This window comes from Candidatus Burkholderia verschuerenii (assembly GCF_001189365.1).
Lineage (GTDB): Bacteria > Pseudomonadota > Gammaproteobacteria > Burkholderiales > Burkholderiaceae > Caballeronia > Caballeronia verschuerenii.
In genome coordinates, this window is the sequence record NZ_LFJJ01000046.1 from 1 (window position 1) to 22,991 (window position 22,991).

A 22,991-nucleotide genomic window follows, 5' to 3' on the forward strand; every position below is an offset into this window, starting at 1 on the left:
GCGAAGTTCCAAACTCCCAGGAAACCATTCAGATCAATATTGCTTCTGGGAGTTCTGGGAAACACGATCTTCCGGCGGCCCCTTGCCACCCTTGACTTCGACTAATTCTGAAGGGCCGACGAAGTACTTTCAGACGCTGCCCGCCGTGCTGCGCGAGGAATTGCGCGCGCCGGCCGAACGCCTCGCCGCGTATCTGACGAACTGGCTGGAGCGCTCGAAGCTGCCCATCGCGACGCATTTCTTCGTGCCGATGGCCAAGCACGCGACGCTCGGCTCGACCGGCGAAAACGCGCAGCTGATCGACCGCATCATGGAAAGCGAAGCCTGAGATGGCGCGCGCGGACACGCTCGTCGTCATCGACATGCAGGCGAAGCTCGTGCCGCATATCGACGACGGCGAACGCGTGACGCAGCGCGTCGCGGCCATCGTGCGGGCCGCCGGGCTGCTGGATGTGCCGGTCGTCGCGACGGAGCAGAATCCGCGCGGGCTCGGCGCAACGGTGGACGGATTGCTCGACGGACGGCATCGGCTGATCGAAAAGGACAGCTTCGATGCGACGCGCGCCAACGCCTTTCTCGCCGCGCTGCCGCCCGCTCCGGGGACACTGTGGATCGCGGGCGCGGAGGCGCATGTCTGCGTGCTGCTGACCGCGATCGGGCTGCTTGCGCGCGGCTATCGCGTCGAATGGCTCGCCGATGCGGTCGGTTCGCGCCGCGCGGCCGATCGCGCGACGGCGAATCTGCGCGCGCAGCAGGAAGGCGCGCGCCTGACCACGGTCGAAACGGCGATTTTCAGCTGGCTCGGCGATTTCCGTCATCCGCGCTTCAGGGAGGCGCTCGCGCTGATCAAGTGAGCCATGCGCTCGGAACATGGCTGACATGCGCAGATTTCGATTGTGACGGCTTTTTGGCGTGCCTACAGTGCGGCGATTCCCTCCTTCGCCACGCTTCCGAGGCCGTCACCATGACTCATCGCTCGTTCCGCTTTCTACGCGCCGTATTCGGCTGCGTGCTGACCTTCGCCGCCGTTCTGGCCGCGCCCGCCCATGCCGATACGCTCGACACGATCCAGAAGAACAGCGTCGTTCGAATCGGCGTGTTCATGGATTACCCGCCGTTCGGTTCGATCGGACCGGATATGAAGCCGCAAGGCTACGACATCGACATGGGCGAATACCTGGCGCGCGCGCTCAAGGTGAAGGCCGAATTCGTGCCGATCACCGGAGAAAACCGCATGGCCTATCTCGCGACGCACAAGGCCGATCTGCTGCTGTCGGTCGGACAGACGCCGGAGCGCGAGAAGGTCATTGACTTTTCGAAACCGTATGCGCCGTACTATCTCGCGGTGTTCGGCCCGAAATCGCTCGCGGTGAAGAGCACCGCCGATCTCGCCGGCAAGTCCGTCGCGGTCGCGCGCGGCACGCTCGAGGATTTGAGCGTCACCAAGGCCGCGCCCGCCGGCGCCGATATCAAGCGCTTCGAAGATCCGAACGGCGCGATCTCCGCGTTTCTGACCGGACAGGCGCAATTGCTCGTGGTCGGCAACGACGTCGGCGCGACGATCATCGCGAAGAATCCGCCCGTGCAGCCCGAGCAGAAGTTCCAGTTGTTCAGCTCGCCGGATCATGTCGGGCTCAACAAGCAGGAGCCGCGTCTCTTGAAGAAAGTCGATGCCGCCATCGCGCAGGCGAAGAAGGACGGCACGCTCAACACGCTGTCGACCAAATGGCTGAAAGCGCTGTATCCCGCTGACCTTTGATTCCCGCTGACCTTTGATCGATGGATCGCGCGCCTTTCGTTCGAGGGCGCGTGCAAACAAAAACCGTTAGTCGCGTTACGCGCAATTGCTCATCTGACCGGCATCGGGCGACGTATAGCTCGATATGACGCACTACAACCGGGAGAGCGATATGAAGCTGACACTCTGGCTCGCCGCCAGCGCGGCCTGCGCATGCGGCATGACGGCAACGATCACGAGTCACGCGCAAACCGACTACGGCGCGATGCCGCCGCCCGTCACGCAAGCGCCCGCTCCGGCGCCGATGGCGGTCGCATCGAACGATCCGCAATCGCGGGCGCAGGTTCGCGCGGACCTGGCGCGGGCGCGCATCGACGGGACCATTCCGCGCTTCGGCAATCCCGATCCGTATGGGCCGGCGCGTTCGGCGCGCAATTCGCCGATGGTCAACGCAGGGCGGTAACCGCACCGAAGTTACCTTCGGCGGCAGCATTTACGCGGCCGCCTGCACCAGATCGTTAAAACGACGCCATCCGGCGCGTGGCATCACACTTGCTCCGTCGTCCTTTCGCGGAGGGTCGAACGTTCGGTCGTCTTACAGATGCCGAACATTCGCGTGTCCGCGTTCCCTCCGCGCCGCATCCGGACTCGGGCATCGGCGCTCGCGAACGAAGTCGCAGTCGGTCGCGGGCGACAGCCCATGAAGAACCCGAGCCTCGCGCGCGCCCCTTCGACGTGTATTCGAACGAGCGAGGAGCCTTCGATCGCCATGTCCCCAGTCAATACGCCTTGCCCGAACGCCGACGCCTGCGACGCCGCGCAAAAGCCGTCGCGTCGGCGCTTCCTGCAATCGGCCGCAGCGGCCGCCGCCGTCAGCGCCGCGCCTGTCGCGCGCGCAGCAACCTCAGCAAGCCGCATCCGCGCAACCGGCGATGCCGCCATCGGCCGCGCCGACGATGCCCGTGCGGCTTACCATCAACGGTCATCCGTATGAATTGCAGGTCGAAGCGCGCACGACGCTGCTAGACGCGCTGCGCGAATACGCCGAGCTGACCGGCACGAAGAAAGGCTGCGATCGCGGCCAGTGCGGCGCGTGCACGGTGATCGTGTCGGGACGGCGCATCAATTCGTGTCTGACGCTCGCGGTGATGCACGACGGCGAGACCGTCACGACCGTCGAAGGCCTCGCGCCCAACGCCGACGCGCTCGCGCCGATCCAGCGCGCGTTCATCGAGAAGGACGCGTTCCAGTGCGGCTACTGTACGTCGGGGCAATTGTGTTCGGCGACGGCGCTGATCGACGAATATCGCCGCGGCGATGCCAGCGCCATCACCGCCGACGTGCGCTTTCGCCCCGCGCAACTTTCCGAGGATGAAATCCGCGAACGCATGAGCGGCAATATCTGTCGCTGCGGCGCGTATCCGAACATTGTCGCGGCGGTGAAAGCCGTGGCGTCGTCGACCTGAGGAGATTGTTATGGATGCGATCTCCTATCAGCGCGCCGGCGATGTCGGCGCGGCGCTTGCGGAGGTGAATCGGCCGGGCGTGATGTTTATCGGCGGCGGCACGAATCTGCTCGATCTGATGAAAGGCGGCGTGATGCGGCCGATGAAGCTCGTCGACATCACGCATATCGACGCGCTGAACGGCGTCGGCACATTGCCCGATGGCGGCCTGCGCATCGGCGCGCTGGTGCGCAACAGCGATGCCGCCAATCACGCGTGGGTGCGCGAGCGTTATCCGCTGCTGTCGCAAGCGCTGCTCGCGGGCGCGTCGGCGCAGTTGCGTAACATGGCGACCGTCGGCGGCAATCTGATGCAGCGCACGCGCTGTTCGTACTTTTACGACACCGGCTTTCCCCACTGCAACAAGCGCGTGCCCGGTTCGGGCTGCGCCGCGCTCGAAGGCAACAATCGCATGCACGCGATTCTCGGCGCGAGCCCGCAATGCATCGCGACGAATCCGTCCGATATGAGCGTGGCGCTCGCGGCGCTCGATGCCGTCGTGCGCGTGACCGGCCCGCAAGGCGAGCGCGCGATTCCGTTCGCGGAGTTTCATCGCTTGCCCGGCGAGCGGCCCGATCTCGATACGACGCTCGCGCCGGGCGAACTGATCACATCGGTCGATCTGCCGCCGCCGTTGTTCGCGCAGCATTCGAAGTATCTGAAGGTGCGGGATCGCGCGAGTTATGCGTTCGCGTTGATATCCGTCGTGGCCGCGTTGCAGATGGACGGCAACACGGTGAAGAGCGCGCGCATCGCGCTGGGCGGCGTCGCGCATAAGCCGTGGCGCGCGAGCGCGACGGAACAGGCGCTCGTCGGTCAATCGCTCGATCGCGCGACGTTGCAACGCGCCGCCGCGCTCGCCGTGCAGAACGCGCGGCCGCTGCGCGACAACGGCTTTAAGGTGGCGCTGGCGCAGCGTTCCATCGTGCGGGCGATTCAGCAGGCGGGAGGTGTCGCATGAGCAGGATCATCGGACAACCCTACGACCGCACCGACGGTATTCTCAAGGTCACCGGCCAGGCGCGCTACTCCGCCGACAACACCGACGCCAAGCTCGCGAACGCGGTGCTGATCACCAGCACGATCGCGAGAGGCCGCATCGCGTCGATCGATACGAGCCGCGCGCAGTCGATGCCCGGCGTGCTCTTCGTGATGACGTACCAGAACGCGCTGCGCCTGCCCAACGGCGGCGTCCCCGATGCGCAGCCGCCCGCCGTGCGCAAGCTCACGCTCTTGCAAACCAACGAGATGCGTTACAGCAACGAGCCGGTCGCGGTCGTGATCGCGGATACGCTCGAACACGCGCAAGGCGCGGCGGCTTACGTCGATATCCGCTACGAAGCCGCGACGCCGAACGCCGATTTCCAGCGCGCCAAAGCCCAGGCGTATCAGCCGGAAAAGATGATGGGCCGCGCGATCACGACAAAGCGCGGCGACGTCGACGCCGGTTTGCGGCAAGGCCCGACGCGCCTCGACGCGGTCTACACGACGCCGCACGAGCATCACAATCCGATGGAACCGCACGCCACGGTCGCGCGCTGGGACGGCCCGAATCTCACGCTCTACGACGCGACGCAAGGCGTCTCGGGCGCACGCAGCGCGGTCGCGAAATTCTTCGGCATTCCCGATGGCAACGTCCGCGTGATCTGCCCGTTCGTCGGCGGCGGCTTCGGCTGCAAGGGTTCGGTGTGGTCGCATGTCGTGCTGGCGGCGATGGCGTCGAAGCAGATCGGGCGTCCGGTGAAACTCGTGCTAACGCGTCCGCAGATGTTCGGCATGATCGGCAATCGGCCATTGACGGAACAGCGCATTCAAGTGAGCGCGCACGACGACGGCACGATGACCGGCATGCGTCACGACGTGATCTCGACGACATCGACCTTCGAAGACTGGACCGAGAGTTCGGCGATCGTCACGCGCATGCTCTACGCCGTGCCGAATCAGGCGACGACGCACAAGCTCGTCAAGCTCGATGTCGGCACGCCGACCTTCATGCGCGCGCCGGGCGAAACCAGCGGCTGCTTCGCGCTCGAAACCGCGATGGACGAAATGGCGTATCAGTTGCGCATGGATCCGCTGGCGTTCCGCATCAAGAATTACGCGCAGAGCGAGCCGCAGGAGAACAAGCCGTGGTCCGAGAAGTCGCTGATGACATGCTACGAGCGCGGCGCGGAGAAATTCGGCTGGGCGCGCCGCAATCACGCGCCGCGTTCGATGCGCGAAGGCAATACGCTGATCGGCTGGGGCGTGGGCACGGCGACGTATCCGGCCAATCGCAGCGAGGCGTCGGCGGTTGCGCGCATTTTGCCCGACGGCACGGCGATGGTCGCCTCCGGCACGCAGGATCTCGGCACCGGCACATACACGGTGATGACGCAAGTCGCCGCCGATGCGCTCGGCTTTCCGCCCGATTACGTGCGTTTCGCGCTCGGCGATTCGTCGCTGCCGAAAGCGCCGGTGTCGGGCGGCTCGCAATCGGCGGCGAGCGTCTCGCCGGCCGTGCGGGCGGCGTGCACGCAGGCGCGCGATCAGCTCATTTCGATGGCGCTCGCGGATCGCGGCTCGCCGCTGGCCGGATCGGCGCGCGAGGATGTCATCGTCAATAACGGCTGGGTCGTGAGCGTGTCGAATCCGGACAAGCGCGATCCGGCGGCGGTCATCGCCCGCAACGGCGGCCGCGCGATCGAAGCGGTTGCGACCGTGCGCCCCGGCGACGAGAAGAAACAGTACGCGTTCCATTCGTTCGGCGCGGTGTTCGCGGAAGTGCACGTCGATGCGGATTTCGGCATCATCCGCGTGCCGCGTATCGTCGTGGTGTACGACGTCGGCACGCTGCTCAACGAAAAGACCGCGCATAGCCAGTTGATGGGCGGCATCGTGTGGGGCGTCGGCTCGGCGTTGTTCGAGAAGACCGAACTCGATCCGCGTTACGGGCGCTATACCAACGCCAATCTCGCCGAATATCACGTGCCGGTGAACGCGGATATCGGCTCGCTCGATATCTCCTTTATCGGCACGCCAGATCCGCATATCAATCCGGACGGCGCGCGCGGTATCGGCGAAATCGGCATTACGGGCGTGGCGGGCGCGCTCGGCAACGCGGTGTATCACGCGACCGGCGTGCGCATCCGCGACTTGCCGATCACGCTGGACAAAGTCTTGCCGCCGACGATGGCGTGATGCGAAACGATGCGCGCGGCCGCTTCGCCCGGTCGGATGAAACCGCCGCGCGCCTTTTTTTGTCGCTTGCGGCGCTTTCCGACGCGCTGCACAATCGACGCTTCCCTTCCCCACGAGAGCAGCCGCGATGAGCTATTCGTCCAGCGCGACCGGCATCCTGCTGGCGGCAGGTCTCGGCACCCGCTTCGACCCGTCCGGACTGCACAACAAGCTGCTCGCTCCCTTGCCCGATGGCACGCCCGTCGTGTTTCAATCCGCGCGGCGGCCGCTCGCGGTCGTCACTGAAGTGATCGCGGTCGTGCGGCCCGGCGCGGAAAAACTCGCGGATGTGTTGAACGAAGCGGGCTGCCTCGTCATTTTCAGCGCCGATGCGGAACGCGGCATGGGCGCGACGCTCGCCGCCGCCGTGCGCGCGACCTCCGAAGCGGACGGCTGGCTTGTCGCGCTCGGCGACATGCCGTGGATCGAGCCGGCGTCCATCGAAGCCGTCGCGCGTCCGCTCGATGCGGGCGAAGCGCTCGTCGCGCCGTTTTATCGCGGCAAGCGCGGGCATCCGGTGGGCTTCGGCATCGCGCATCGCGATACGCTCGTCACGCTCGATGGCGATGCGGGCGCGCGCGGCCTGTTCGCCGTCCAAACGCCCTTCGCCGTCAATGTCGACGACCCAACGTGCTCCGCGATGTCGATCTGCCAAGCGATCTGCAAACCGGTTGAGCATTCATTCGGATCATTAACTAAATGAACGGATTGTTCCGGCGCGTCACGCGGCCGCCGGCTCCCCGACATCCGCCGCCGGCGTCAGATAGCGCTTGCTGACTTCCATCAGCGTCGCGCCGAAACTCTTCTTCGCGCGGTAATCGGTGCACACGCTGGTGACCACGCGCGGCGAAGCGCTCCATTCGATACGCGCGCCGCTGCACGTCAATGCATCGACGAGCGCCACGTCTTCGTCGGATTCGAGCGGCGGAAAACCGCCCGCCTGCAAATACGCTCGCGCCGAGACGCCCAGGTTCGCGCCATGTATATGCCGATGCCCGTCCGCATCGGTATAAGTGCGGCCGAAGTGCTCGCGCACCGCGCCGATATGCGGCGACCAGTCGTGCACGCCGATCACGCCGCACACCGCGTCCGCGCAGCAGTCGAGCTGTCGGGCGAGCCAGTCGTCGGCCACGGTCGTGTCGGCGTCGGTGAAGGCGAGCCAGCGCGCGCCGAGCGCCAGCGCCCGCTCCGCGCCGTGCGCCCGCGCCACGCCGACATTGCGCGCGTCGATCGCCATTACGTCCGCGCCGAGCGCGCGTGCGATGTCGGCGGTGTCGTCGGCGCAGCTATCGGCCACGACGATCACCCGCGCCGTCTCGCCCAGCAATTGATGATGATCCGCCGCGCATCGCGCAGCAGTCACGCAGGCGGCGATGTGGTCGGCTTCGTTATGGGCGGGAATGACGATGGCAAGCATGGCGGCTCCGATAAGGTCGTGTTCGTCGGCCAAGCAAGCCGCGATGCCTGATTTCAGCAATGGCTATTCCCAAATTGAAAAGACGAAATCGGCACAACCCGCCGCGATGCGACGCGATGGCGTGTCCAGCGTTAAAGGGCGCGACCATCTTTAAAAAGTTGGCGCAAGACAATTGGCATCGTTAAAATAACTGTATGAATATACAGTACTTTTGCGTGACGCCCCAGCCATGAGAAGCATCGTCCTCGACCCGTCCTTCGCCTCCTGGCGTGCGTCCGCGCGCACGCTGCTCATAGAGGGCGTCCACCCGCGCGACGTGGACTGGCAGGAATCCGACGCCTCGGCGACCGTGTTCGGCACCGTCGGGCGCACGTCCGGCCCGGCCGATCCGAACGCGCCCAAACCGCCGAAAATCGCCGGCACCTTCCTCAGGATGCTGGAGACAGCCGCGTGCTATCGCGCGCCGGATCGCTGGCCGTTTCTGTATCGCGCGCTGTGGCGCTGGACGCAGGGCGATCGCGCGGTGGCGTCGGGCGAGGATGAGGATGAGGACGGGCATCGGCTGCGCCGGATGATCAAGGCCGTGCAGACCGAGGAAACGCATATGCGCAAGGTGCTGCGCTTCCGGCATCGCGATCCGTCGTTGGGACCGCCCGAGTTCATCAGCTGGTTCGAGCCGGTGCACGACCTGCTGGAGCACGCCGCGATGCATTTCGCCACGCGCATGGGCAACGCCACCTGGATGATCGCCACGCCGCACAGCGCGGCCTTCTGGGACGGCGCGCTGCTGCGCGTCGATCGCACCAGCGAGCCGGAGGAAAAGCCCGCCGATTTCGGCGAACCCGCCGGCATGAACGGCGAAGCGGTGAGCGGCGACGCCATCGAAGCGCTGTGGCTCGCGTATTACGAGAGCACCTTCACCACGGCGCTCGAAAACGCCGCGAAAATGGCCTCGCACATGCCGGTGCGTTACTGGAAAAGCCCGCCGGACGACCGCATCGATCCCACGCTGATCTCGCGCGCCGATCCTTATTCGCGGCGCGATCGGCATCCGCGCAACGTGCCGTCGGACATGGAAGTGACGATCAACACGGATCTGGAGCCGATCAAGGGCACGCTGCTGAACGCGCCGCCGTCGCTTGCGGAGTGCAAGCGCTGCGCGCTGTGGCGCAACGCGACGCAACCCGTCGCGGGCATCGGTCCGGCGAATGCGCGCGTGATGCTGGTCGGCGAGCAGCCGGGCGATCAGGAAGATCGCGAGGGCACGCCGTTCGTCGGTCCGGCGGGCAAACTGCTCGACGAAGCGATCGCGGAAGCCGGTTTGTCGCGCGAATCGCTGTATCTGACCAACGCGGTGAAGCATTTCAAATGGGAAACGCGCGGTTCCGACGACGAGCGTCTGCACAGCCCGCCCGCGCAGCGCAAACGCGAAGCCTGCCGCTACTGGCTCGACGAGGAGCTAAACCGGATCGCGCCGAAAGTGGTGGTCGCGCTCGGGGCGACCGCGCTGAAGGCGCTGACGGGGCATCGCACGGCGCTGTCGGAGTATCTCGGCAAGACCATCGAGCACAAGGGGCGCATTGTCGTGCCGACGTATCACCCGTCGTATTTGCTGCGCGTGACCGACGAAAAAATCCGCGCCGAAGTGTTCGGCACGCTGGTCGAGGCGCTGGTGTTCGCGCAGCAGATCGCCGACGGCACGGCCACGATCCGCACGCCGGTGAAGGGCGTGCGCTGATACAAAATCGGCATTAAATGCAACAGGAAGCAACAGGGCGAAACAAGACGAAAAGTACCGTCAACCTTCCCGTAAGCCGTGCGGTAATACCGGTGTCGCGCCGCTCTTGGCGCTCACTTTCAAGCTCGACGACACCACATGGCCGCTCTCCCGCTCGAAGAACTTCGCCGTCAACAATCCCTGATCGCGCTCGTGCCGAAATCGTCCGGCCAGCTCAAGACCGAACGCGAGCGCATTCTGTCGCGCCTGAGCCTGCTGCTGAATGCGACCATCGCGCTGGCGCTCGCAGGCGCCATGTTGATCGCTTACTTGCCGTTTTCGTCCGTGCCGCACGAATTCCGCTTTGGCGTGCAGGAAGTGCTGGGCGTCGGCGTGTTCGCCAGCTGCCTGTTCCTGCTGCACGAGCGTGCCGAACTGTCGCTCGGTCTCTACAACTTCGAACCGGTCCAACAGACCACGCAGGGCAAATTGCGCGCGCTGCTGCATCGCGTGCCGGAAGGCGTGTCGTATCAGGAAGCGCTCGCCGCCGACAGCCGCACGTTCGTGACCGGCGAAATCGACGATATCCGCCGTCGCGCCGAAGCTTTCCCGCCCAAGCCGCTGACGTCCGAGGGCGGCGACGCCTGAACGAAAACCCGACGCGTCGCCTTTCTATAAGCCGCCGGCATGCTTGGCGCATGCCGGCGGTTTTTCTTTTTTGCATGCCGATGCAGAAGACGCGCGAAACACAGCGACGCGCGCTTGACGATCGCGCGCGCGGCGTCTTCAATAACCATGAGGCACTGCGCGAAACCGATGCCGCCTTATCCGACGAAACCGCACGCGGGCATGTTCAGTGCTTGCGTGTTTCGCCCAGCCGCCGCGCGTCAGAGAGTTTTTCGAGCGGATTTCGAACCGAGGCCACGCCACTTGCCGGAGTCAAGATGCGAGCCATCTCCCGAGCCATTCCTTTTTCCAGCCTGACCGACGATTTCGCCCCGGCGCTGATTCCCGACGAACCGAGCGCATCGCCCGCGCCGGATTCCGACGCCGAATACGCCGAGCTGGTCGCGTATCACGGCATCGAGCGCGAACGGCTGGTGCTGTTCCATCCGCGCAGCCATAAAAGCGCGCCGGATGACGCCGCCTGGCCCGCCGAGCGCTACGCCGATGTCGCCGATCAGCTGGCGGCGGAAGGCTGGCAGATCGCCATCATCGGCGATACGCCCGATCCCGACGAACGCACCGCCGCCCTGCTCGGCACGCTGCAGACCGCCGCGCTGTTCCTCGCCGGCGCGGTCGCGCCGCGCACCTTGCCGCGCCTGATCGCCGATGCCCGTCTGCTGTTGTCCGACGATGCCGCCGCGCCCTCGCCCGTCGCCAAGGCGCGCGCGCTCGGCACGCCGCATATCGTGCTCGACGAGCATCCCGCCGATACCGCCAGCGACGCGATCATCGAGCGGGCGCGCGCCGAATTGTCGGACACGCATCGCGCGCATCCGGGACGGCCGTTTACGCTGCACATGCCGGCGGAACACGACGCGGTCTGACGCGTCGACACAGTTCTTTTCGGCATGCCGAACCAACGGGGTCACATCATGAAATTCGATATGCAGACCAACCCGGTGCCCGATCCCATCGCGGATCCGAATCGCGATCCGGAAGCCGATCCGCTCGCGCCGCCGTCGCCGGGGCATCGGCCGGACGAACCTCAGCATCCCGAAGCGCCGCCGGATAAGGATCCCGTGCGGCATAACTGACCGGCTTGGCTAAAATTACCTAAACCGTACATCTAATTCTCGCGGTACGGGTATTCCCGCATTCACCCTTCATTCGCGCTGCCGCCTGCCGTAATTCGGGCATGCGGCGGCGTCGAGCCGTCGCGTCAAGACACCTCTCGAAAAGGCACACGGCGTACTCATGAACAAAATGACGTTGAACAAAAAGCTCGGCTCCCTGATCGCCGTGCTGTGGATCGGCCTGATCGCGATCGGGACCATCGGCGCATGGCAAAACCGCGCGTCGATGATCGACGACCGCAAGGAGCAGTTGAAGACGCTGGTCAACGAAGCGTATGCGATCACCACGCATTACGCGGCGCTGGCCGACAACAAGACGCTGACGCAGGACGAAGCGAAGAAGCAGGCGTTGCAGGTGATCGGCGCGATCCGCTACGGCACCGACGGTTATCTGTCGATCAACGACTCGCATCCGACGATGGTGATGCATCCGATCAAGCCCGCGCTGGTTGGCCAGGATTTGTCGAACTACACCGATCCGGCGGGCAATCGCCTGTTCGTCGATATCGTCAAGGCGGGCGATCAGAACGGCGGCGGTTTCATCAGCTATCTGTGGTCGAAGCCGGGCAGCGACAAGCCGGTCGGAAAGCTGTCGTACTCGCAGAAATTCGCACCGTGGGACTGGTATCTCGTCACCGGCATGTACATGGACGACGTGCAGGCCGCGTTCTGGGCGAGCGCGCTGCGCTGGCTCGGCATCACGGCGGTGCTCGGCGCGGCGGCGACGGCGGCGATGCTGATCGTGTTGCGCAGCATCCGGCGTCATCTCGGCGGCGAACTGGAGTCGGCGGTGAGCGCGGCGCATCGCATCGCGAACGGCGATCTGACCGCCGACGTGCGCGTGCTGCCGGGCGATACGACCAGTCTCCTGCACGCGCTGTCGACCATGCAGCGCGGCCTCGCCGATACCGTGGCGCGCGTGCGTGCCGGCACCGACAATATCAACGTCGGCGCATCGGAAATCACTGCGGGCAATACCGATCTCTCGCAGCACACCGAAGAACAGGCGGCCGCGCTGGTGCAGACGGCATCGAACATGGACCAGATGACGACCAACGTGAAGAGCAACGCCGACAGCGCCGCGCAGGCCGCGCGTCTCGCGATCCAGGCGGCGGACGTCGCGACGCGCGGCAGCGGCGTGGTCGACGAAGTGATCGATACGATGACGCGTATTACCGCGAGCTCGAACCAGATCGGCGACATCATCGGCGTGATCGACGGCATCGCGTTCCAGACCAACATTCTGGCGCTGAATGCGGCGGTCGAAGCGGCGCGCGCGGGCAAACAAGGTCGCGGCTTCGCGGTCGTGGCGGCGGAAGTGCGCAGCCTCGCGCAACGTTCGGCGACGGCGGCCAAGGAAATCAAGGCGCTGATCGAGACGTCGACGCAGACGGTGCAGGACGGCACGTCGCTCGTGACCAACGCGGGCCGCGACGATAACGGAAATCGTGCAGTCGGTGCGTCGCGTGAACGAGATTCTCGACGAGATCAGCCATGCGTCGAACGAGCAGAGCGCGGGCATCGAGCAGGTGAATCGCGCGGTCGTCGAGATGGATCAGGTCACGCAACAGAATGCCGCGCTGGTCGAAGAGGCCGCCGCCGCGGCGCATTCGCTGAAGGATCAGGTGGATGTGTTGCGCGAGGCGATCGGCAGCTTCAAGCTGCCAGCTTAAGTCTCGCCTCCTGCGTACAAAAAACGCGCATGGCCGACGTCATGCGCATTTTTTATTGCGCCAGATAACGCTCGACGAGCCGCGCCCAGTACGCCGCGCCGATCGGCAGATTGCGGTCGTTGAAATCGTAGTGCGGATTGTGGACCATGCAGCCGTCCTCGCCCGCGCCATTGATTGAACGAGCGCACCGACAATTCCAGCGTCGCGCGATTCGGGATGACGTTGTTCACCGTGCCCGCGTGCATCGAGCCGACCGTGACGACCGCCGCCTGCGCCGGATCGATATTGCGCGCGACGATGGTCTGCAAGGCCATCACGACGCTCGCCGTCACGACGACCGGATCGACGCTCATATGCGGCCGCGCCGCGTGACCGCCGACGCCCGTAATCTCGATCGACACCTGATCGCACGCCGCCATGAACGGACCTTTGCGGAACAGGAAAGTGCCCGGTTGCGCGCCCGGATGATTGTGCACGCCGAACACGGCATCGCAGGGAAAGCGCTCGAACAGGCCTTCCATGATCATGAGTTCCGCGCCGCTTGGCTTGCCGTGCTCCTCGGCGGGCTGAAAGTACAGATGCACCGTGCCGTCGAAACGCTTCATGCGCGCGAGGTGACGCGCCGCGCCGAGCAGCATCGTCGTGTGGCCATCGTGGCCGCATGCGTGCATCTTGCCGGGCGACGCGCTCGCATACGGCTTGCCGCTCTGTTCGAGGATCGGCAGCGCATCCATGTCCGCGCGCAAGCCGATGCGTTTCGTGCCCGTTCCCGCCTTCAATGTGCCGATGACTCCCGTTCCCGCGATACCGCGCGTCACCTGCCAGCCCCATTGCTCGAGCAGATCGGCGACGAGCGCGGACGTGCGCGTCTCTTCATAAGAGAGTTCGGGATGGCGATGGATGTCGTGACGAATCTCGCGCAGCGCGGGCGCGTCGTCGGCGAGATCGGCGATTTCGGTGAGACGTGGCATCGGAAAATCCATGGCGGTTGAGTGCGGTTAGGCGAAAACGGCGCACATGATAGCCGCTCGCCCGCGATGCGCGCAGGCGAGTCCGAAAATTGGCTCCTCCGCTTTTATCGAAATGGCTCTCAAATCCGGAGCCAAATCTCTCTCTATTCGTTGCTGACCTGCATCGCCGACGAAATCAAGGAGAACCCGCCGTGAACGCCAAGGTAGACAACGCCACCCTGCAAGCCCGCAAGAATGCCGCGACACCGCGCGGCGTCGGCGTGATGTGCGACTTCTACGCGGCCCGCGCCGAGAACACCGAACTGTGGGACGTCGAGGGACGGCGCTTCATCGATTTCGCGGCGGGCATCGCGGTGTGCAATACGGGGCATCGGCATCCGAAGATCGTCGAGGCGATCCGCGCGCAACTGGACTGCTTCACGCATACGGCTTATCAGATCGTACCGTACGAATCCTACGTTTCGCTGGCGGAAAAAATCAGCGCCCGCGCGCCTTCACGCTATCCGAACAAGACGGCGTTTTTCACGACCGGCGCGGAAGCCGTCGAGAACGCCGTGAAGATCGCGCGCGCGGCAACCGGGCGGCCGGGCGTGATTGCGTTCAGCGGCGGCTTTCACGGCCGCACGCTGATGGGCATGGCGCTGACCGGCAAGGTCGCGCCGTACAAGATCGGCTTCGGGCCGTTTCCGTCGGATGTCTATCACGCGCCGTTTCCGAATGCCCTGCACGGCGTCTCCGTCGAGGACTCGCTGCGCGCCATCGCGCAACTCTTCAAGGCGGATATCGAGCCCGCGCGTGTGGCCGCGATCATCTTCGAACCCGTGCAGGGCGAAGGCGGCTTCAATCCGGCGCCGGCCACGTTCGTGAAAGGCTTGCGCTGAATCTGCGACGAGCACGGCATCCTGCTGATCGCCGACGAAGTGCAAACCGGCTTCGCCCGCACCGGCAAGCTGTTCGCGATGGAACATTACGATGTCAGCCCCGACCTGATGACGATCGCCAAAAGCCTGGCGGGCGGCATGCCGCTATCGGGCGTCGTGGGCCGCGCGGAGATCATGGATGCGGCCGCGCCCGGCGGACTCGGCGGCACTTACGCGGGCAATCCGTTGGCGGTGGCGGCGGCGCACGCGGTGCTCGATATCATCGACGAGGAACGACTCTGCGAACGCGCGACACGGCTCGGCGACAAGCTCAAGTCGACGCTTCACGCGCTCAGAAAAGACGTGCCGCAGATCGCCGACGTGCGCGGCCCCGGCGCGATGATCGCCGTCGAGTTCTGCCGCCCCGACACGCACGAACCCGATACGGCCTTTGCCCGCGCCGAGCAGACGCGCGCGCTCGAACGCGGCCTGCTGCTGCTCGTGTGTGGCGTCTACGGCAATGTCGTGCGCTTCCTGTTTCCGCTCACCATTCAGGACGAGATATTCGACGAAGCGCTCGCCATTCTCGAAGACGTGCTGACGGAAACCATCGCCGCCGCGGCCTGAGTTCACTCGAAGCGAAGGGCGACTATTTCGCGGCATCGACCGGCGTGACGTTCACCGCCGCCGCCGACAGAAATACCGCGTGCACCGTGTCGCCCTTCTTCAGCTTCTGCGCCTGAAACTCGGGCAGCAGGTCCATCGTCTCCGTGCGCCACGGGCCGCGCAGCGTGATCCGATGATGCTTGTTGTCGACCTTCTCGACCGTCGCGAGAATCTCCGTCCGCCGCGACGATTCGAAGCCCTCGCCATTCGCGCCCGTCCCCGGCTGATAACTCTGCGTATCGGTGCGTTGACGCGTGCCCGCATTCTTGCCCGACACCTTCTGCGCGGTCACCAGAATCGCGTTCTTGTACATCACATCGACCTTGTCGCCGACGCGCAGGCGATCGAAGTTCGGCACGTCCTTGCTGACGACGAGCGTCGCATCGCGATGCGGACCGTGAACCGTGACCGTGCGCGTGTCGCGATCGATCGAAAGAATCGTCGCCTGAAGATGAATCGGCGGCGCGGCGGCGAGTGTCTGCTGCGCTTGCTTGACGAGATCGGTGTCGTCCTGCGCGAATGCGCCGGCGATTATGGCGAAGAGCGAAATCGATACCGCGCATCGTTTCATGTTCATGCTTCCCGCTCCGCATGGGGTGGATGACTGTCGTCTACCAATACTCATGCGTCGCGCGAATGTCCAGTCGATCGGCTCGTAGCACGCAACCGCCGGAGAAGGCGCGTATTTTGTCGAACCGGTAGAATTGGTTCCATAGTCGGCGCGGGCGTCGAGCCGTTCCCGAGCACCTCTCGAAGCGCCGAGTTCCTACCCTCAGGACCCTCATGCGACGTTCGGCATTCTTTATCCGTTTTATCGGTATCGGCGTTTTATTCCATGTGTATGTCGGCGTGCGGCTTATCGGCGATGCTCCGGTCGGCATGCCGTGGAAAGTGCTCGCCGCGCTGCTGCTGATTGCCTCGCTCGTGCTGATTCCGATTGGCATGTCGGCGCGCAATATCGAAGGTCAGCCGCTCGCCGATCGCCTGGCATGGCTAGGCCTCACCGCGATGGGCTTCTTCTCGTCGCTGTTGCTGCTCACCTTCGCACGCGATGTCATGCTGCTGGTCGTGCATCTCGCCAACTGGCTGCACGGCTCGCCGGTCGGATCGCCCGAACTCGTCGCGAACAGTGCGCTCGCGGTCCCGCTGCTCGCCGTGCTGCTATCCGCGATCGGCTTCTACAACGCGCGTCGGCGTGCACCTGTCGTCAGCGTGGATGTGCCTATCGCTAATTTGCCCAGCGCGCTGCAAGGGTTCACCATCGTGCAGATCAGCGATATCCACGTCGGCCCGACGATCAAGCGGCATTACGTCGAGCGCATCGTGGCGGCCGTGAACGGACTGCGGCCGGATCTGATCGCGGTGACGGGCGATGTCGTCGACGGTTCGGTGCCGCATCTCGCCGATCACACGCGTCCGCTCGGCGAACTCAGCGCGCGACACGGCGCCTTTCTGGTCACCGGCAATCACGAGTATTACTCGGGCGCGGAAAAGTGGATTGCGGAGTTTCGGCGTCTCGGCCTGACCGTGCTGCTGAATCAGCATGTGGTGGTGGACCACGACGGCGCGCGCGCGGTGATTGCCGGCGTGACCGATTACGGCGCGGGCAGTTTCGACCCGGCGCATCGTAGCGATTCGGCGAAGGCAATTGACGGCGCGCCCGCCGATGCGACGGTGCGCGTGCTGCTCGCGCATCAGCCGCGCAGCGCAACCGCTGCCGCCGATGCGGGCTTCACGCTGCAACTGTCCGGGCACACGCACGGCGGCCAGTTCTTTCCGTGGAATTTCTTCGTGAAGTTGCAGCAGCCGTTCGTGGCGGGTCTCACGAAGTTCAACGGGCTGTGGGTCTATACGAGCCGTGGCACCGGATACTGGGGACCGCCGAAGCGGCTCGGTGCGCCATCGGAGATCACGCGGGTTCGGCTGGTGGCCGCAACATAACGCTGCAACATAATTCGGTAGTGGACGCACGCGGTGAACTGCGTGCGTCCTGCGCTCAACATCAAGCGCGATGCCCGAACAGGGGCATGCCCGGACATCACTCTCAGGCAGGGGGAACTACCTTCGAGTTAGAGAGAGGATAAAGGATGAATGCCGTCGTGACCATTAGAAGACTCTGAACTTCGCCTGACGGACGGCATTCACGTCACGGGCCGTTATTGGCCACTATTGGCGGCACGCGCCGCTTTGCCTTGCAACATCACCTTCACGCTCGTTCCGTTCGACAGCGCCGCCGCCTTGCCCGGATCGCGCGCGCGGACTTCGATCGGCAGATCGTCGGCGTCCTTGAGCGTGATGACGCCCGTCGCGCCATCGACGTTCGCGACCTTTGCGATGAACTGCCTGTCGCCGGGAATCATCGATTGCGCCTTGGCGTTGGCGGCCTTCGTCAGCGTCACGGGTTGTAGCGCCGTGCTCTTCACGCGCGTGCCGAGCGGCAGCTTGTCGAGATCGTGCATGCTGGGACTGACGTTGAGCTGCGTCGCGCGGCCTTGCGCATCGACCGCCTGCACTTCGCCGATGATCTGCACGACCATCGTGCCGTCGATCGTCGCGGACGATACCGCGCGCTGTTGCGCCAGCGCGCCTTCGCCGGCAACCGACGCGCAGAGCGCCATGACCCATGCTGCGGCTATTTTCTTTTTCATGATTAACTCTGCCTTACGAGAAGTCGAGCCGACGCGCGCGAAACCGCTCATGCCGGTCGCGCTTCCATTCAGTCTCGTAAGCGGATTGTGCCGTGTCAACCGATACGGATCATTTATCCGGATTGCGAAATTTTGTAGGCAATTGTCCGGTTAATCGAAATTGACGTGCCGATAATCAATCGATTCCCGACATCGCCTGCGAGCGCGTCACATAAACGCTGCAATGCGGCGCGGTGCCTTCGCGCGGCCAATCCGAACGCGCGTCGAAGAACCATTCGGCGCGTTCCCGGCCGCTGCGCATCAGCGCGTGAATCAAGGCGGGATTGCGATCGAACTTGGAGGCGTAGTCGAGCGTGCCGGGATATTCGCGCGGATCGACATGGATCTGCACGACGCGAATCTTGATCGGCTTATAACGTTTGGCGAGCGCCTTGTGTTCCGTCAGCAACGCGTTGATGCGCGTCGTGAAGTACAACTCCTGCCCGAGCGCAAGATTGCCCGCGAGTTCATTGCGTCGATCGATAATCTCGTTGCTCGATTCAGGCAATTCGCGCCGATATTGCGGGTTGATCTGCACGACCCAAATCTCGTCGGGACGCTTGTCGTAGTCGAGATCGGTGAACTCGCGCACCGGCGGATTGCTGCTGAACAGGCCGTCCCAGCACATGCGCCCTTCTGCCTCGACCGCGCGATACAACGGCGGCACGGCAGCGGACGCAACCAGTTGATCCTGCGTAAGATGCTCGCCCGTGAAGATCAGGCGATCGCCGGATTGCACGTCGGTCGCGCCGATCAGCAGCGCGGGATGGGCGCGACGCTGCGGATCGTCCGGCAAGGCATCGAAAGGAAGGTGCTCGCTCAGCAGTTCGCGCAGACGATCTTCGGCGATCGGCGGATACAGATACGGACTGATTTCCGCATTCACCGGCAGCCGCGTGTACCAGACGCCCAGCGCGTTCGCGACGATATCGGGCGCCGCGCGCGCTTCGAGATCGCGCCAGAAGGCGCCGAGGCGTCGCACGGCATCGTCGGGGCCGCCGATCAGCAGACCGGCCCACGCGAGCGCGCTGCACATCGCGCCGCCGGACGTCCCGGACAGGCCGACCAGTTCGAAGCGCGCGGACTCGTCGCCGAGCAGCCGTTGCAGCACGCCGGCCGCGAACGCCGCATGACTGCCGCCGCCCTGACACGCAATCGCCACCTTGGGTTTCGTCGCCATTTCCGCACCTCGCGCGGCCACCGGAACCTACAGCATAGGCGACGCGCGAGGTTACGCCAGCGCGCTCAACACCTGCGCCGTCGAGCGCACGCGGCCCATGCGCGGGAAGATGAAGCGGCACGTCGCGTCGTGCATCTCGGCGTGCAGATCGGCCATCGCATCTTCGACGAAGATTTGCTGATAACCGCGCTCGAATGCGCCGCGCGCGGTCGAATCCACGCCGATCGACGTCGCGATGCCCGCCATCACGATCGTCCCGATGCCGCGACGGCGCAATTGCAGATCGAGATCGGTGCCGTAGAACGCGCCCCATTGACGCTTGAGCACGACGATATCCGCCGGCTGCACGTTCAGCTCAGGCGACAACTCCGTCCATCCGGCGGGCTCGGCCATCGGTGCGGACGGCGCGGCGTCGGTGACGGGCTTGAGCGTATCCGGCGCGCCGGGGAACGCGACCTTCACGAGCACGACCGGCGCACCGGCGGCGCGGAATGCGTCGGCGAGCGCGCCGGAATTGCGCAGTACATCGGCGGAGGTGTGTCCCTTCACCGGCAACGCGGCGATGCCTGCTTGCAGATCGATCAACACGAGGGCGTGTGGTTTTGGGGTCCAGCTTGAGTTCGGAAGCGTTCATGAGCAGCGTGATGGATGATCAGGAGTCGGCCTGCCTGAACAACAGCGCCGCGCCGTTCAGGCAATAGCGCAGACCGGTGGGTTTGGGGCCGTCGTCGAAAATATGGCCGAGGTGACCGCCGCAGCGCCGGCAATGCACTTCGACGCGCGGCATCGGGATATCGGCGTCGGCGAGCGCGTTGACCGCGCCATCGAGCGGCTTGAAGAAACTCGGCCAGCCGGTGCCGCTATCGAACTTCGCCGCCGATGAAAACAGCGGTAAGCCGCAGCCCGCGCATTCGTATAAGCCGCTGCGACGCTCGTTGAGCAGCGGACTCGCGAACGGCGGCTCGGTCGCGCCGCGTCGCAAGACGCGAAACTGCTCGGAGGACAATCGTCGTCGCCAGCCGGCGTCGCTGTGATGGATTTCGTGCGGCATCGGCGGCGCATCGCGCGGTTCCACACCTTGCTCGCCGCGCAGCGATGCCGCGCCACCCGTGAAACTCGCTGCAAAAGAGCCGAAGAAATTACGTTTCGTGCGTTTCATGGTTTTCATCCGAAGAACGCCTCTTCACAGGTCGGCGCTCTCCGCCGCCGGATCAAGCCTTGAGCCGGTATCCCGTCTTGAAGATCCACGCGACGATCGCGATGAACACGCAGAGGAATACCACCGTCATGCCCAGACTCACGCCCACTTCGACATCCGCCAGCCCGTAAAAGCTCCAGCGAAATCCGCTGATCAGGTAGACGACCGGGTTGAACAGCGCCACGGTCTTCCAGAACGGCGGAAGGATGTTGATCGAATAAAAACTGCCGCCGAGAAAGGTCAGCGACGTCACGATCAGGAGCGGAATGATCTGAATTTTCTCGAAGCCATCCGCCCATATGCCGATGATGAACCCGAGCAGGCTGAATGTCACCGATGTCAGCAGCAGAAACACGATCATCATCACCGGATGATCGACGCGCAACGGCTCGAACAGCCCCGCCGTCGCGAGGATGATCAGGCCGAGAATCACCGACTTGGTGGCCGCCGCGCCGACATAACTCAGCGTCAGTTCGAAGTACGACACAGGCGCCGACAGCAATTCGTAAATCGTGCCCGTGAACTTCGGAAAATAGATGCCGAACGACGCGTTGACGATACTCTGCGTCAGCAGCGACAGCATGACCAGACCCGGCACGATAAACGCGCCGTAGCTGATGCCATCCACCTGCGGGATGCGCGAGCCGATGGCCGCGCCGAACACGACGAAGTACAGCGAAGTGGAAATAACCGGCGACACGATGCTTTGCATCAGCGTGCGGCCGGCGCGCGCCATTTCGAAGCGATAGATCGCGCGGACTGCGTATAGATTCATTGGGCTTCCCTGACGAGGCTCACGAAAATGTCTTCGAGCGAGCTTTGCGTCGTCTGCAAATCCTTGAAGCGCACGCCGGCTTCATCCACATGCCGAAGCAGCGCGATGATGCGGCCGGGTTCGTCGTGCGCGTCGTAGGTATAAGTGAGTTCGTGACCGTCGCTCGACAGCGCGAGACCATACGCCGCGAGCGATTCCGGCACGGCGGCCAGCGTCTGATCGAGCTGAAGCGTGAGCTTCTTCTGGCCGAGTTTGCGCATCAGTTCGTGCTTTTCCTCGACGAGCTTGATTTCGCCGCAATTGATCACGCCGATGCGATCGGCCATCTCCTCCGCTTCCTCGATGTAATGCGTCGTCAGGATAATGGTCACGCCGTTCGCCTTCAGATCGCGCACGAGGTTCCACATGTCGCGACGCAACTCGACGTCGACGCCGGCGGTCGGTTCATCGAGAAAGAGGATTTCCGGCTCGTGCGCCAGTGCCTTGGCGATCAGCACGCGCCGTTTCATGCCGCCCGACAGCGTCATGATCTTGTTGTCCTTCTTGTTCCAGAGCGACAGCGCCTTCAGCACCTTTTCGACGTGCGCCGGATTCTTCGGCCGCCCGAACAGGCCGCGACTGAAGGACACCGTCGCCCACACGGATTCGAAGGCGTCGGTGGTGAGTTCCTGCGGCACGAGACCGATCATCGCGCGCGCGGCGCGATAGTCCGTGACGATATCGTGACCGTTGACCGTGACGCGGCCCTCGCTCGGATTTACGATGCCGCAGATGGTGCTGATAAGCGTCGTTTTGCCCGCCCCGTTCGGGCCGAGCAGAGCAAAAATCTCGCCGCGACGGATCTCCAGGTTGATGTTGGAGAGCGCGCGGAAGCCCGACCCGTAGGCCTTGGACAGATTGGATACTTCGATGATGGCTGACATGGCGCGAACAATAGCAGATCGCGCGCGATTCGGCTTGGATCGCCCGAACGCAGCCGCCGTGCCTACAATGCCCGTCTGACAAGGAGCAACGCCATGCTGTTCGAACACATCCAGACCGCCTGCCTGAACGACGCCGACCTGCCATGGGTGCCGTTTACGCCCTACAGCGAGCATGTGCTCGTCAAATACTTCAAGCTCGATCCGATCCGCGGTGAGACCATCGCGCTCCTGAAAGCGCCGGCCAGAGGCGAGATGCCGCGCCATCGTCATACGGGAACGGTAATCGTCTATACGGTGAAGGGACGCTGGAAATATCGCGAGCACGAATGGATCGCGGAGACCGGCAGCATCGTGTACGAAACGGCGGGGTCGAGTCACACGCCCGAAGCCATCGCGCCATTGAACGGCGACGACGAAATCGTCACACTGAATATCATTCAGGGCGAGTTGCTGTTCGTCGACGAACGCGGTCAGGTGCTCGCGGCGGAAGACTGGCGCAGCGGCTGGAATCGCTACGAAAGTTACTGCCGCGCCCACGGGCTCGCGCCGAAGGATCTGACCGCGTTCGGTTGAGATCGCTCAGCACAACCGATCGGTCGACGCCCGTTCGTCCGTACGCGCCAAACCACCCGATCACGGCGCCGACTTTTTCACTCGGTAGAA

General features: G+C 64.4%; 20 protein-coding genes and 5 pseudogenes. 16 read left to right on the forward strand and 9 right to left on the reverse strand.

Annotated features, from left to right (window positions below; translation table 11 throughout):
* The first annotated feature begins 91 nt into the window (after positions 1 to 91).
* From BVER_RS10935 to BVER_RS10970, 8 genes and pseudogenes are all read left to right on the forward strand, one after another.
* Positions 92 to 328 (forward strand): hypothetical protein, encoded by a 237-nt coding sequence (locus BVER_RS10935; protein WP_232316488.1) that lies wholly within the window; start codon positions 92 to 94, stop codon positions 326 to 328.
* A 1-nt stretch (position 329) separates the two neighbouring features.
* Positions 330 to 854 (forward strand): isochorismatase family protein, encoded by a 525-nt coding sequence (locus BVER_RS10940; protein ID WP_050453331.1) that lies wholly within the window; start codon positions 330 to 332, stop codon positions 852 to 854.
* Positions 855 to 964: 110 nt separating this feature from the next.
* Positions 965 to 1,759: a transporter substrate-binding domain-containing protein gene (locus BVER_RS10945; protein WP_050453332.1), complete on the forward strand. Its 795-nt coding sequence runs from the start codon at positions 965 to 967 to the stop codon at positions 1,757 to 1,759.
* A gap of 151 nt (positions 1,760 to 1,910) precedes the next feature.
* Entirely contained in the window at positions 1,911 to 2,201 is a 291-nt protein-coding gene (locus tag BVER_RS10950; protein ID WP_198155220.1) for a DUF4148 domain-containing protein, read from the forward strand.
* 306 nt (positions 2,202 to 2,507) lie between these two features.
* Positions 2,508 to 3,204 (forward strand): annotated as a pseudogene (locus tag BVER_RS10955) (2Fe-2S iron-sulfur cluster-binding protein).
* Positions 3,205 to 3,214: 10 nt separating this feature from the next.
* Positions 3,215 to 4,204, forward strand: coding sequence for an FAD binding domain-containing protein (locus BVER_RS10960; RefSeq protein WP_050453334.1), 990 nt, complete (start codon positions 3,215 to 3,217; stop codon positions 4,202 to 4,204).
* Positions 4,201 to 6,423 carry a xanthine dehydrogenase family protein molybdopterin-binding subunit gene (locus BVER_RS10965; RefSeq protein ID WP_050453335.1) on the forward strand — a complete coding sequence of 741 codons (2,223 nt, stop codon included), beginning with the start codon at positions 4,201 to 4,203 and terminating at the stop codon, positions 6,421 to 6,423. Before BVER_RS10960 ends, BVER_RS10965 begins: the two co-directional genes overlap by 4 nt.
* Positions 6,424 to 6,550: 127 nt before the next feature.
* Positions 6,551 to 7,137, forward strand: a pseudogene (locus BVER_RS10970) (nucleotidyltransferase family protein).
* Between the two features lie 46 nt (positions 7,138 to 7,183).
* Here the strand turns inward: BVER_RS10970 and BVER_RS10975 are convergent.
* The gene (locus BVER_RS10975) at positions 7,184 to 7,879 is read right to left on the reverse strand and encodes a glycosyltransferase family 2 protein (RefSeq protein ID WP_050453351.1); all 696 of its coding nucleotides are present in this window, start codon (positions 7,877 to 7,879) and stop codon (positions 7,184 to 7,186) included.
* Between the two features lie 229 nt (positions 7,880 to 8,108).
* Here BVER_RS10975 and BVER_RS10980 point away from each other — a divergent pair, with 229 nt between their 5' ends.
* The 5 genes and pseudogenes from BVER_RS10980 to BVER_RS11000 all read left to right on the forward strand — a co-directional run bounded on the left by BVER_RS10980 (position 8,109) and on the right by BVER_RS11000 (position 13,068).
* Positions 8,109 to 9,617 (forward strand): UdgX family uracil-DNA binding protein, encoded by a 1,509-nt coding sequence (locus tag BVER_RS10980; RefSeq protein WP_050453336.1) that lies wholly within the window; start codon positions 8,109 to 8,111, stop codon positions 9,615 to 9,617.
* Positions 9,618 to 9,755: 138 nt separating this feature from the next.
* A complete protein-coding gene (locus BVER_RS10985) occupies positions 9,756 to 10,244 on the forward strand; it encodes a hypothetical protein (RefSeq protein ID WP_050453337.1) in 489 nt (162 codons plus the stop codon).
* Positions 10,245 to 10,540: 296 nt separating this feature from the next.
* Positions 10,541 to 11,146, forward strand: coding sequence for a glycosyltransferase family 9 protein (locus BVER_RS10990; RefSeq protein WP_083452143.1), 606 nt, complete (start codon positions 10,541 to 10,543; stop codon positions 11,144 to 11,146).
* 48 nt (positions 11,147 to 11,194) lie between these two features.
* Positions 11,195 to 11,356: a hypothetical protein gene (locus BVER_RS32480; RefSeq protein ID WP_198155221.1), complete on the forward strand. Its 162-nt coding sequence runs from the start codon at positions 11,195 to 11,197 to the stop codon at positions 11,354 to 11,356.
* 169 nt (positions 11,357 to 11,525) lie between these two features.
* Positions 11,526 to 13,068: pseudogene (locus BVER_RS11000) on the forward strand (methyl-accepting chemotaxis protein).
* Between the two features lie 52 nt (positions 13,069 to 13,120).
* On the opposite strand, the pseudogene BVER_RS11005 reads toward BVER_RS11000, so the two are convergent.
* Positions 13,121 to 14,039, reverse strand: a pseudogene (locus tag BVER_RS11005) (amidohydrolase).
* Between the two features lie 263 nt (positions 14,040 to 14,302).
* Between BVER_RS11005 and gabT the strand changes: the two are divergent.
* Positions 14,303 to 15,526 (forward strand): annotated as a pseudogene (gabT, locus tag BVER_RS11010) (4-aminobutyrate--2-oxoglutarate transaminase).
* A 22-nt stretch (positions 15,527 to 15,548) separates the two neighbouring features.
* Here gabT and BVER_RS11015 read toward each other — a convergent pair.
* Positions 15,549 to 16,142 carry an SPRY domain-containing protein gene (locus BVER_RS11015; protein WP_050453339.1) on the reverse strand — a complete coding sequence of 198 codons (594 nt, stop codon included), beginning with the start codon at positions 16,140 to 16,142 and terminating at the stop codon, positions 15,549 to 15,551.
* Positions 16,143 to 16,348: 206 nt separating this feature from the next.
* Here BVER_RS11015 and BVER_RS11020 point away from each other — a divergent pair, with 206 nt between their 5' ends.
* Positions 16,349 to 17,506: a metallophosphoesterase gene (locus tag BVER_RS11020; RefSeq protein WP_050453340.1), complete on the forward strand. Its 1,158-nt coding sequence runs from the start codon at positions 16,349 to 16,351 to the stop codon at positions 17,504 to 17,506.
* A 215-nt stretch (positions 17,507 to 17,721) separates the two neighbouring features.
* On the opposite strand, the gene BVER_RS11025 is transcribed toward BVER_RS11020, so the two are convergent.
* From BVER_RS11025 to BVER_RS11050, 6 genes are all read right to left on the reverse strand, one after another.
* Positions 17,722 to 18,213: a hypothetical protein gene (locus tag BVER_RS11025; RefSeq protein WP_157056007.1), complete on the reverse strand. Its 492-nt coding sequence runs from the start codon at positions 18,211 to 18,213 to the stop codon at positions 17,722 to 17,724.
* Between the two features lie 175 nt (positions 18,214 to 18,388).
* A complete protein-coding gene (locus BVER_RS11030; protein WP_050453342.1) occupies positions 18,389 to 19,432 on the reverse strand; it encodes a patatin-like phospholipase family protein in 1,044 nt (347 codons plus the stop codon).
* 51 nt (positions 19,433 to 19,483) lie between these two features.
* Positions 19,484 to 20,020: an isochorismatase family protein gene (locus tag BVER_RS11035; RefSeq protein ID WP_050453343.1), complete on the reverse strand. Its 537-nt coding sequence runs from the start codon at positions 20,018 to 20,020 to the stop codon at positions 19,484 to 19,486.
* A gap of 64 nt (positions 20,021 to 20,084) precedes the next feature.
* Positions 20,085 to 20,600, reverse strand: coding sequence for a peptide-methionine (R)-S-oxide reductase MsrB (gene msrB / locus BVER_RS11040; RefSeq protein ID WP_050453344.1), 516 nt, complete (start codon positions 20,598 to 20,600; stop codon positions 20,085 to 20,087).
* 43 nt (positions 20,601 to 20,643) lie between these two features.
* Positions 20,644 to 21,405 (reverse strand): ABC transporter permease, encoded by a 762-nt coding sequence (locus BVER_RS11045; RefSeq protein ID WP_050453345.1) that lies wholly within the window; start codon positions 21,403 to 21,405, stop codon positions 20,644 to 20,646.
* On the reverse strand, positions 21,402 to 22,328 hold the full coding sequence (locus BVER_RS11050) for an ABC transporter ATP-binding protein (protein WP_050453346.1): 927 nt from the start codon (positions 22,326 to 22,328) through the stop codon (positions 21,402 to 21,404). Before BVER_RS11050 ends, BVER_RS11045 begins: the two co-directional genes overlap by 4 nt.
* 93 nt (positions 22,329 to 22,421) lie before the next feature.
* Between BVER_RS11050 and BVER_RS11055 the strand changes: the two genes are divergently transcribed.
* Entirely contained in the window at positions 22,422 to 22,901 is a 480-nt protein-coding gene (locus BVER_RS11055; RefSeq protein WP_050453347.1) for a 2,4'-dihydroxyacetophenone dioxygenase family protein, read from the forward strand.
* Positions 22,902 to 22,991 lie beyond the last annotated feature (90 nt).

Excerpts from the sequence above, each read along its gene's own strand:
- BVER_RS10940 (WP_050453331.1), top strand. The coding sequence starts at position 330 with ATGGCGCGCGCGGACACGCTCGTCGTCATCGACATGCAGGCGAAGCTC.
- BVER_RS10945 (WP_050453332.1), top strand. The coding sequence starts at position 965 with ATGACTCATCGCTCGTTCCGCTTTCTACGCGCCGTATTCGGCTGCGTG.
- BVER_RS10950 (WP_198155220.1), top strand. The coding sequence starts at position 1,911 with ATGAAGCTGACACTCTGGCTCGCCGCCAGCGCGGCCTGCGCATGCGGC.
- BVER_RS10960 (WP_050453334.1), top strand. The coding sequence starts at position 3,215 with ATGGATGCGATCTCCTATCAGCGCGCCGGCGATGTCGGCGCGGCGCTT.
- BVER_RS10965 (WP_050453335.1), top strand. The coding sequence starts at position 4,201 with ATGAGCAGGATCATCGGACAACCCTACGACCGCACCGACGGTATTCTC.
- BVER_RS10975 (WP_050453351.1), bottom strand. The coding sequence starts at position 7,879 with ATGCTTGCCATCGTCATTCCCGCCCATAACGAAGCCGACCACATCGCC.
- BVER_RS10980 (WP_050453336.1), top strand. The coding sequence starts at position 8,109 with ATGAGAAGCATCGTCCTCGACCCGTCCTTCGCCTCCTGGCGTGCGTCC.
- BVER_RS10985 (WP_050453337.1), top strand. The coding sequence starts at position 9,756 with ATGGCCGCTCTCCCGCTCGAAGAACTTCGCCGTCAACAATCCCTGATC.
- BVER_RS10990 (WP_083452143.1), top strand. The coding sequence starts at position 10,541 with ATGCGAGCCATCTCCCGAGCCATTCCTTTTTCCAGCCTGACCGACGAT.
- BVER_RS32480 (WP_198155221.1), top strand. The coding sequence starts at position 11,195 with ATGAAATTCGATATGCAGACCAACCCGGTGCCCGATCCCATCGCGGAT.
- BVER_RS11015 (WP_050453339.1), bottom strand. The coding sequence starts at position 16,142 with ATGAACATGAAACGATGCGCGGTATCGATTTCGCTCTTCGCCATAATC.
- BVER_RS11020 (WP_050453340.1), top strand. The coding sequence starts at position 16,349 with ATGCGACGTTCGGCATTCTTTATCCGTTTTATCGGTATCGGCGTTTTA.
- BVER_RS11025 (WP_157056007.1), bottom strand. The coding sequence starts at position 18,213 with ATGAAAAAGAAAATAGCCGCAGCATGGGTCATGGCGCTCTGCGCGTCG.
- BVER_RS11030 (WP_050453342.1), bottom strand. The coding sequence starts at position 19,432 with ATGGCGACGAAACCCAAGGTGGCGATTGCGTGTCAGGGCGGCGGCAGT.
- msrB (WP_050453344.1), bottom strand. The coding sequence starts at position 20,600 with ATGAAAACCATGAAACGCACGAAACGTAATTTCTTCGGCTCTTTTGCA.
- BVER_RS11045 (WP_050453345.1), bottom strand. The coding sequence starts at position 21,405 with ATGAATCTATACGCAGTCCGCGCGATCTATCGCTTCGAAATGGCGCGC.
- BVER_RS11050 (WP_050453346.1), bottom strand. The coding sequence starts at position 22,328 with ATGTCAGCCATCATCGAAGTATCCAATCTGTCCAAGGCCTACGGGTCG.
- BVER_RS11055 (WP_050453347.1), top strand. The coding sequence starts at position 22,422 with ATGCTGTTCGAACACATCCAGACCGCCTGCCTGAACGACGCCGACCTG.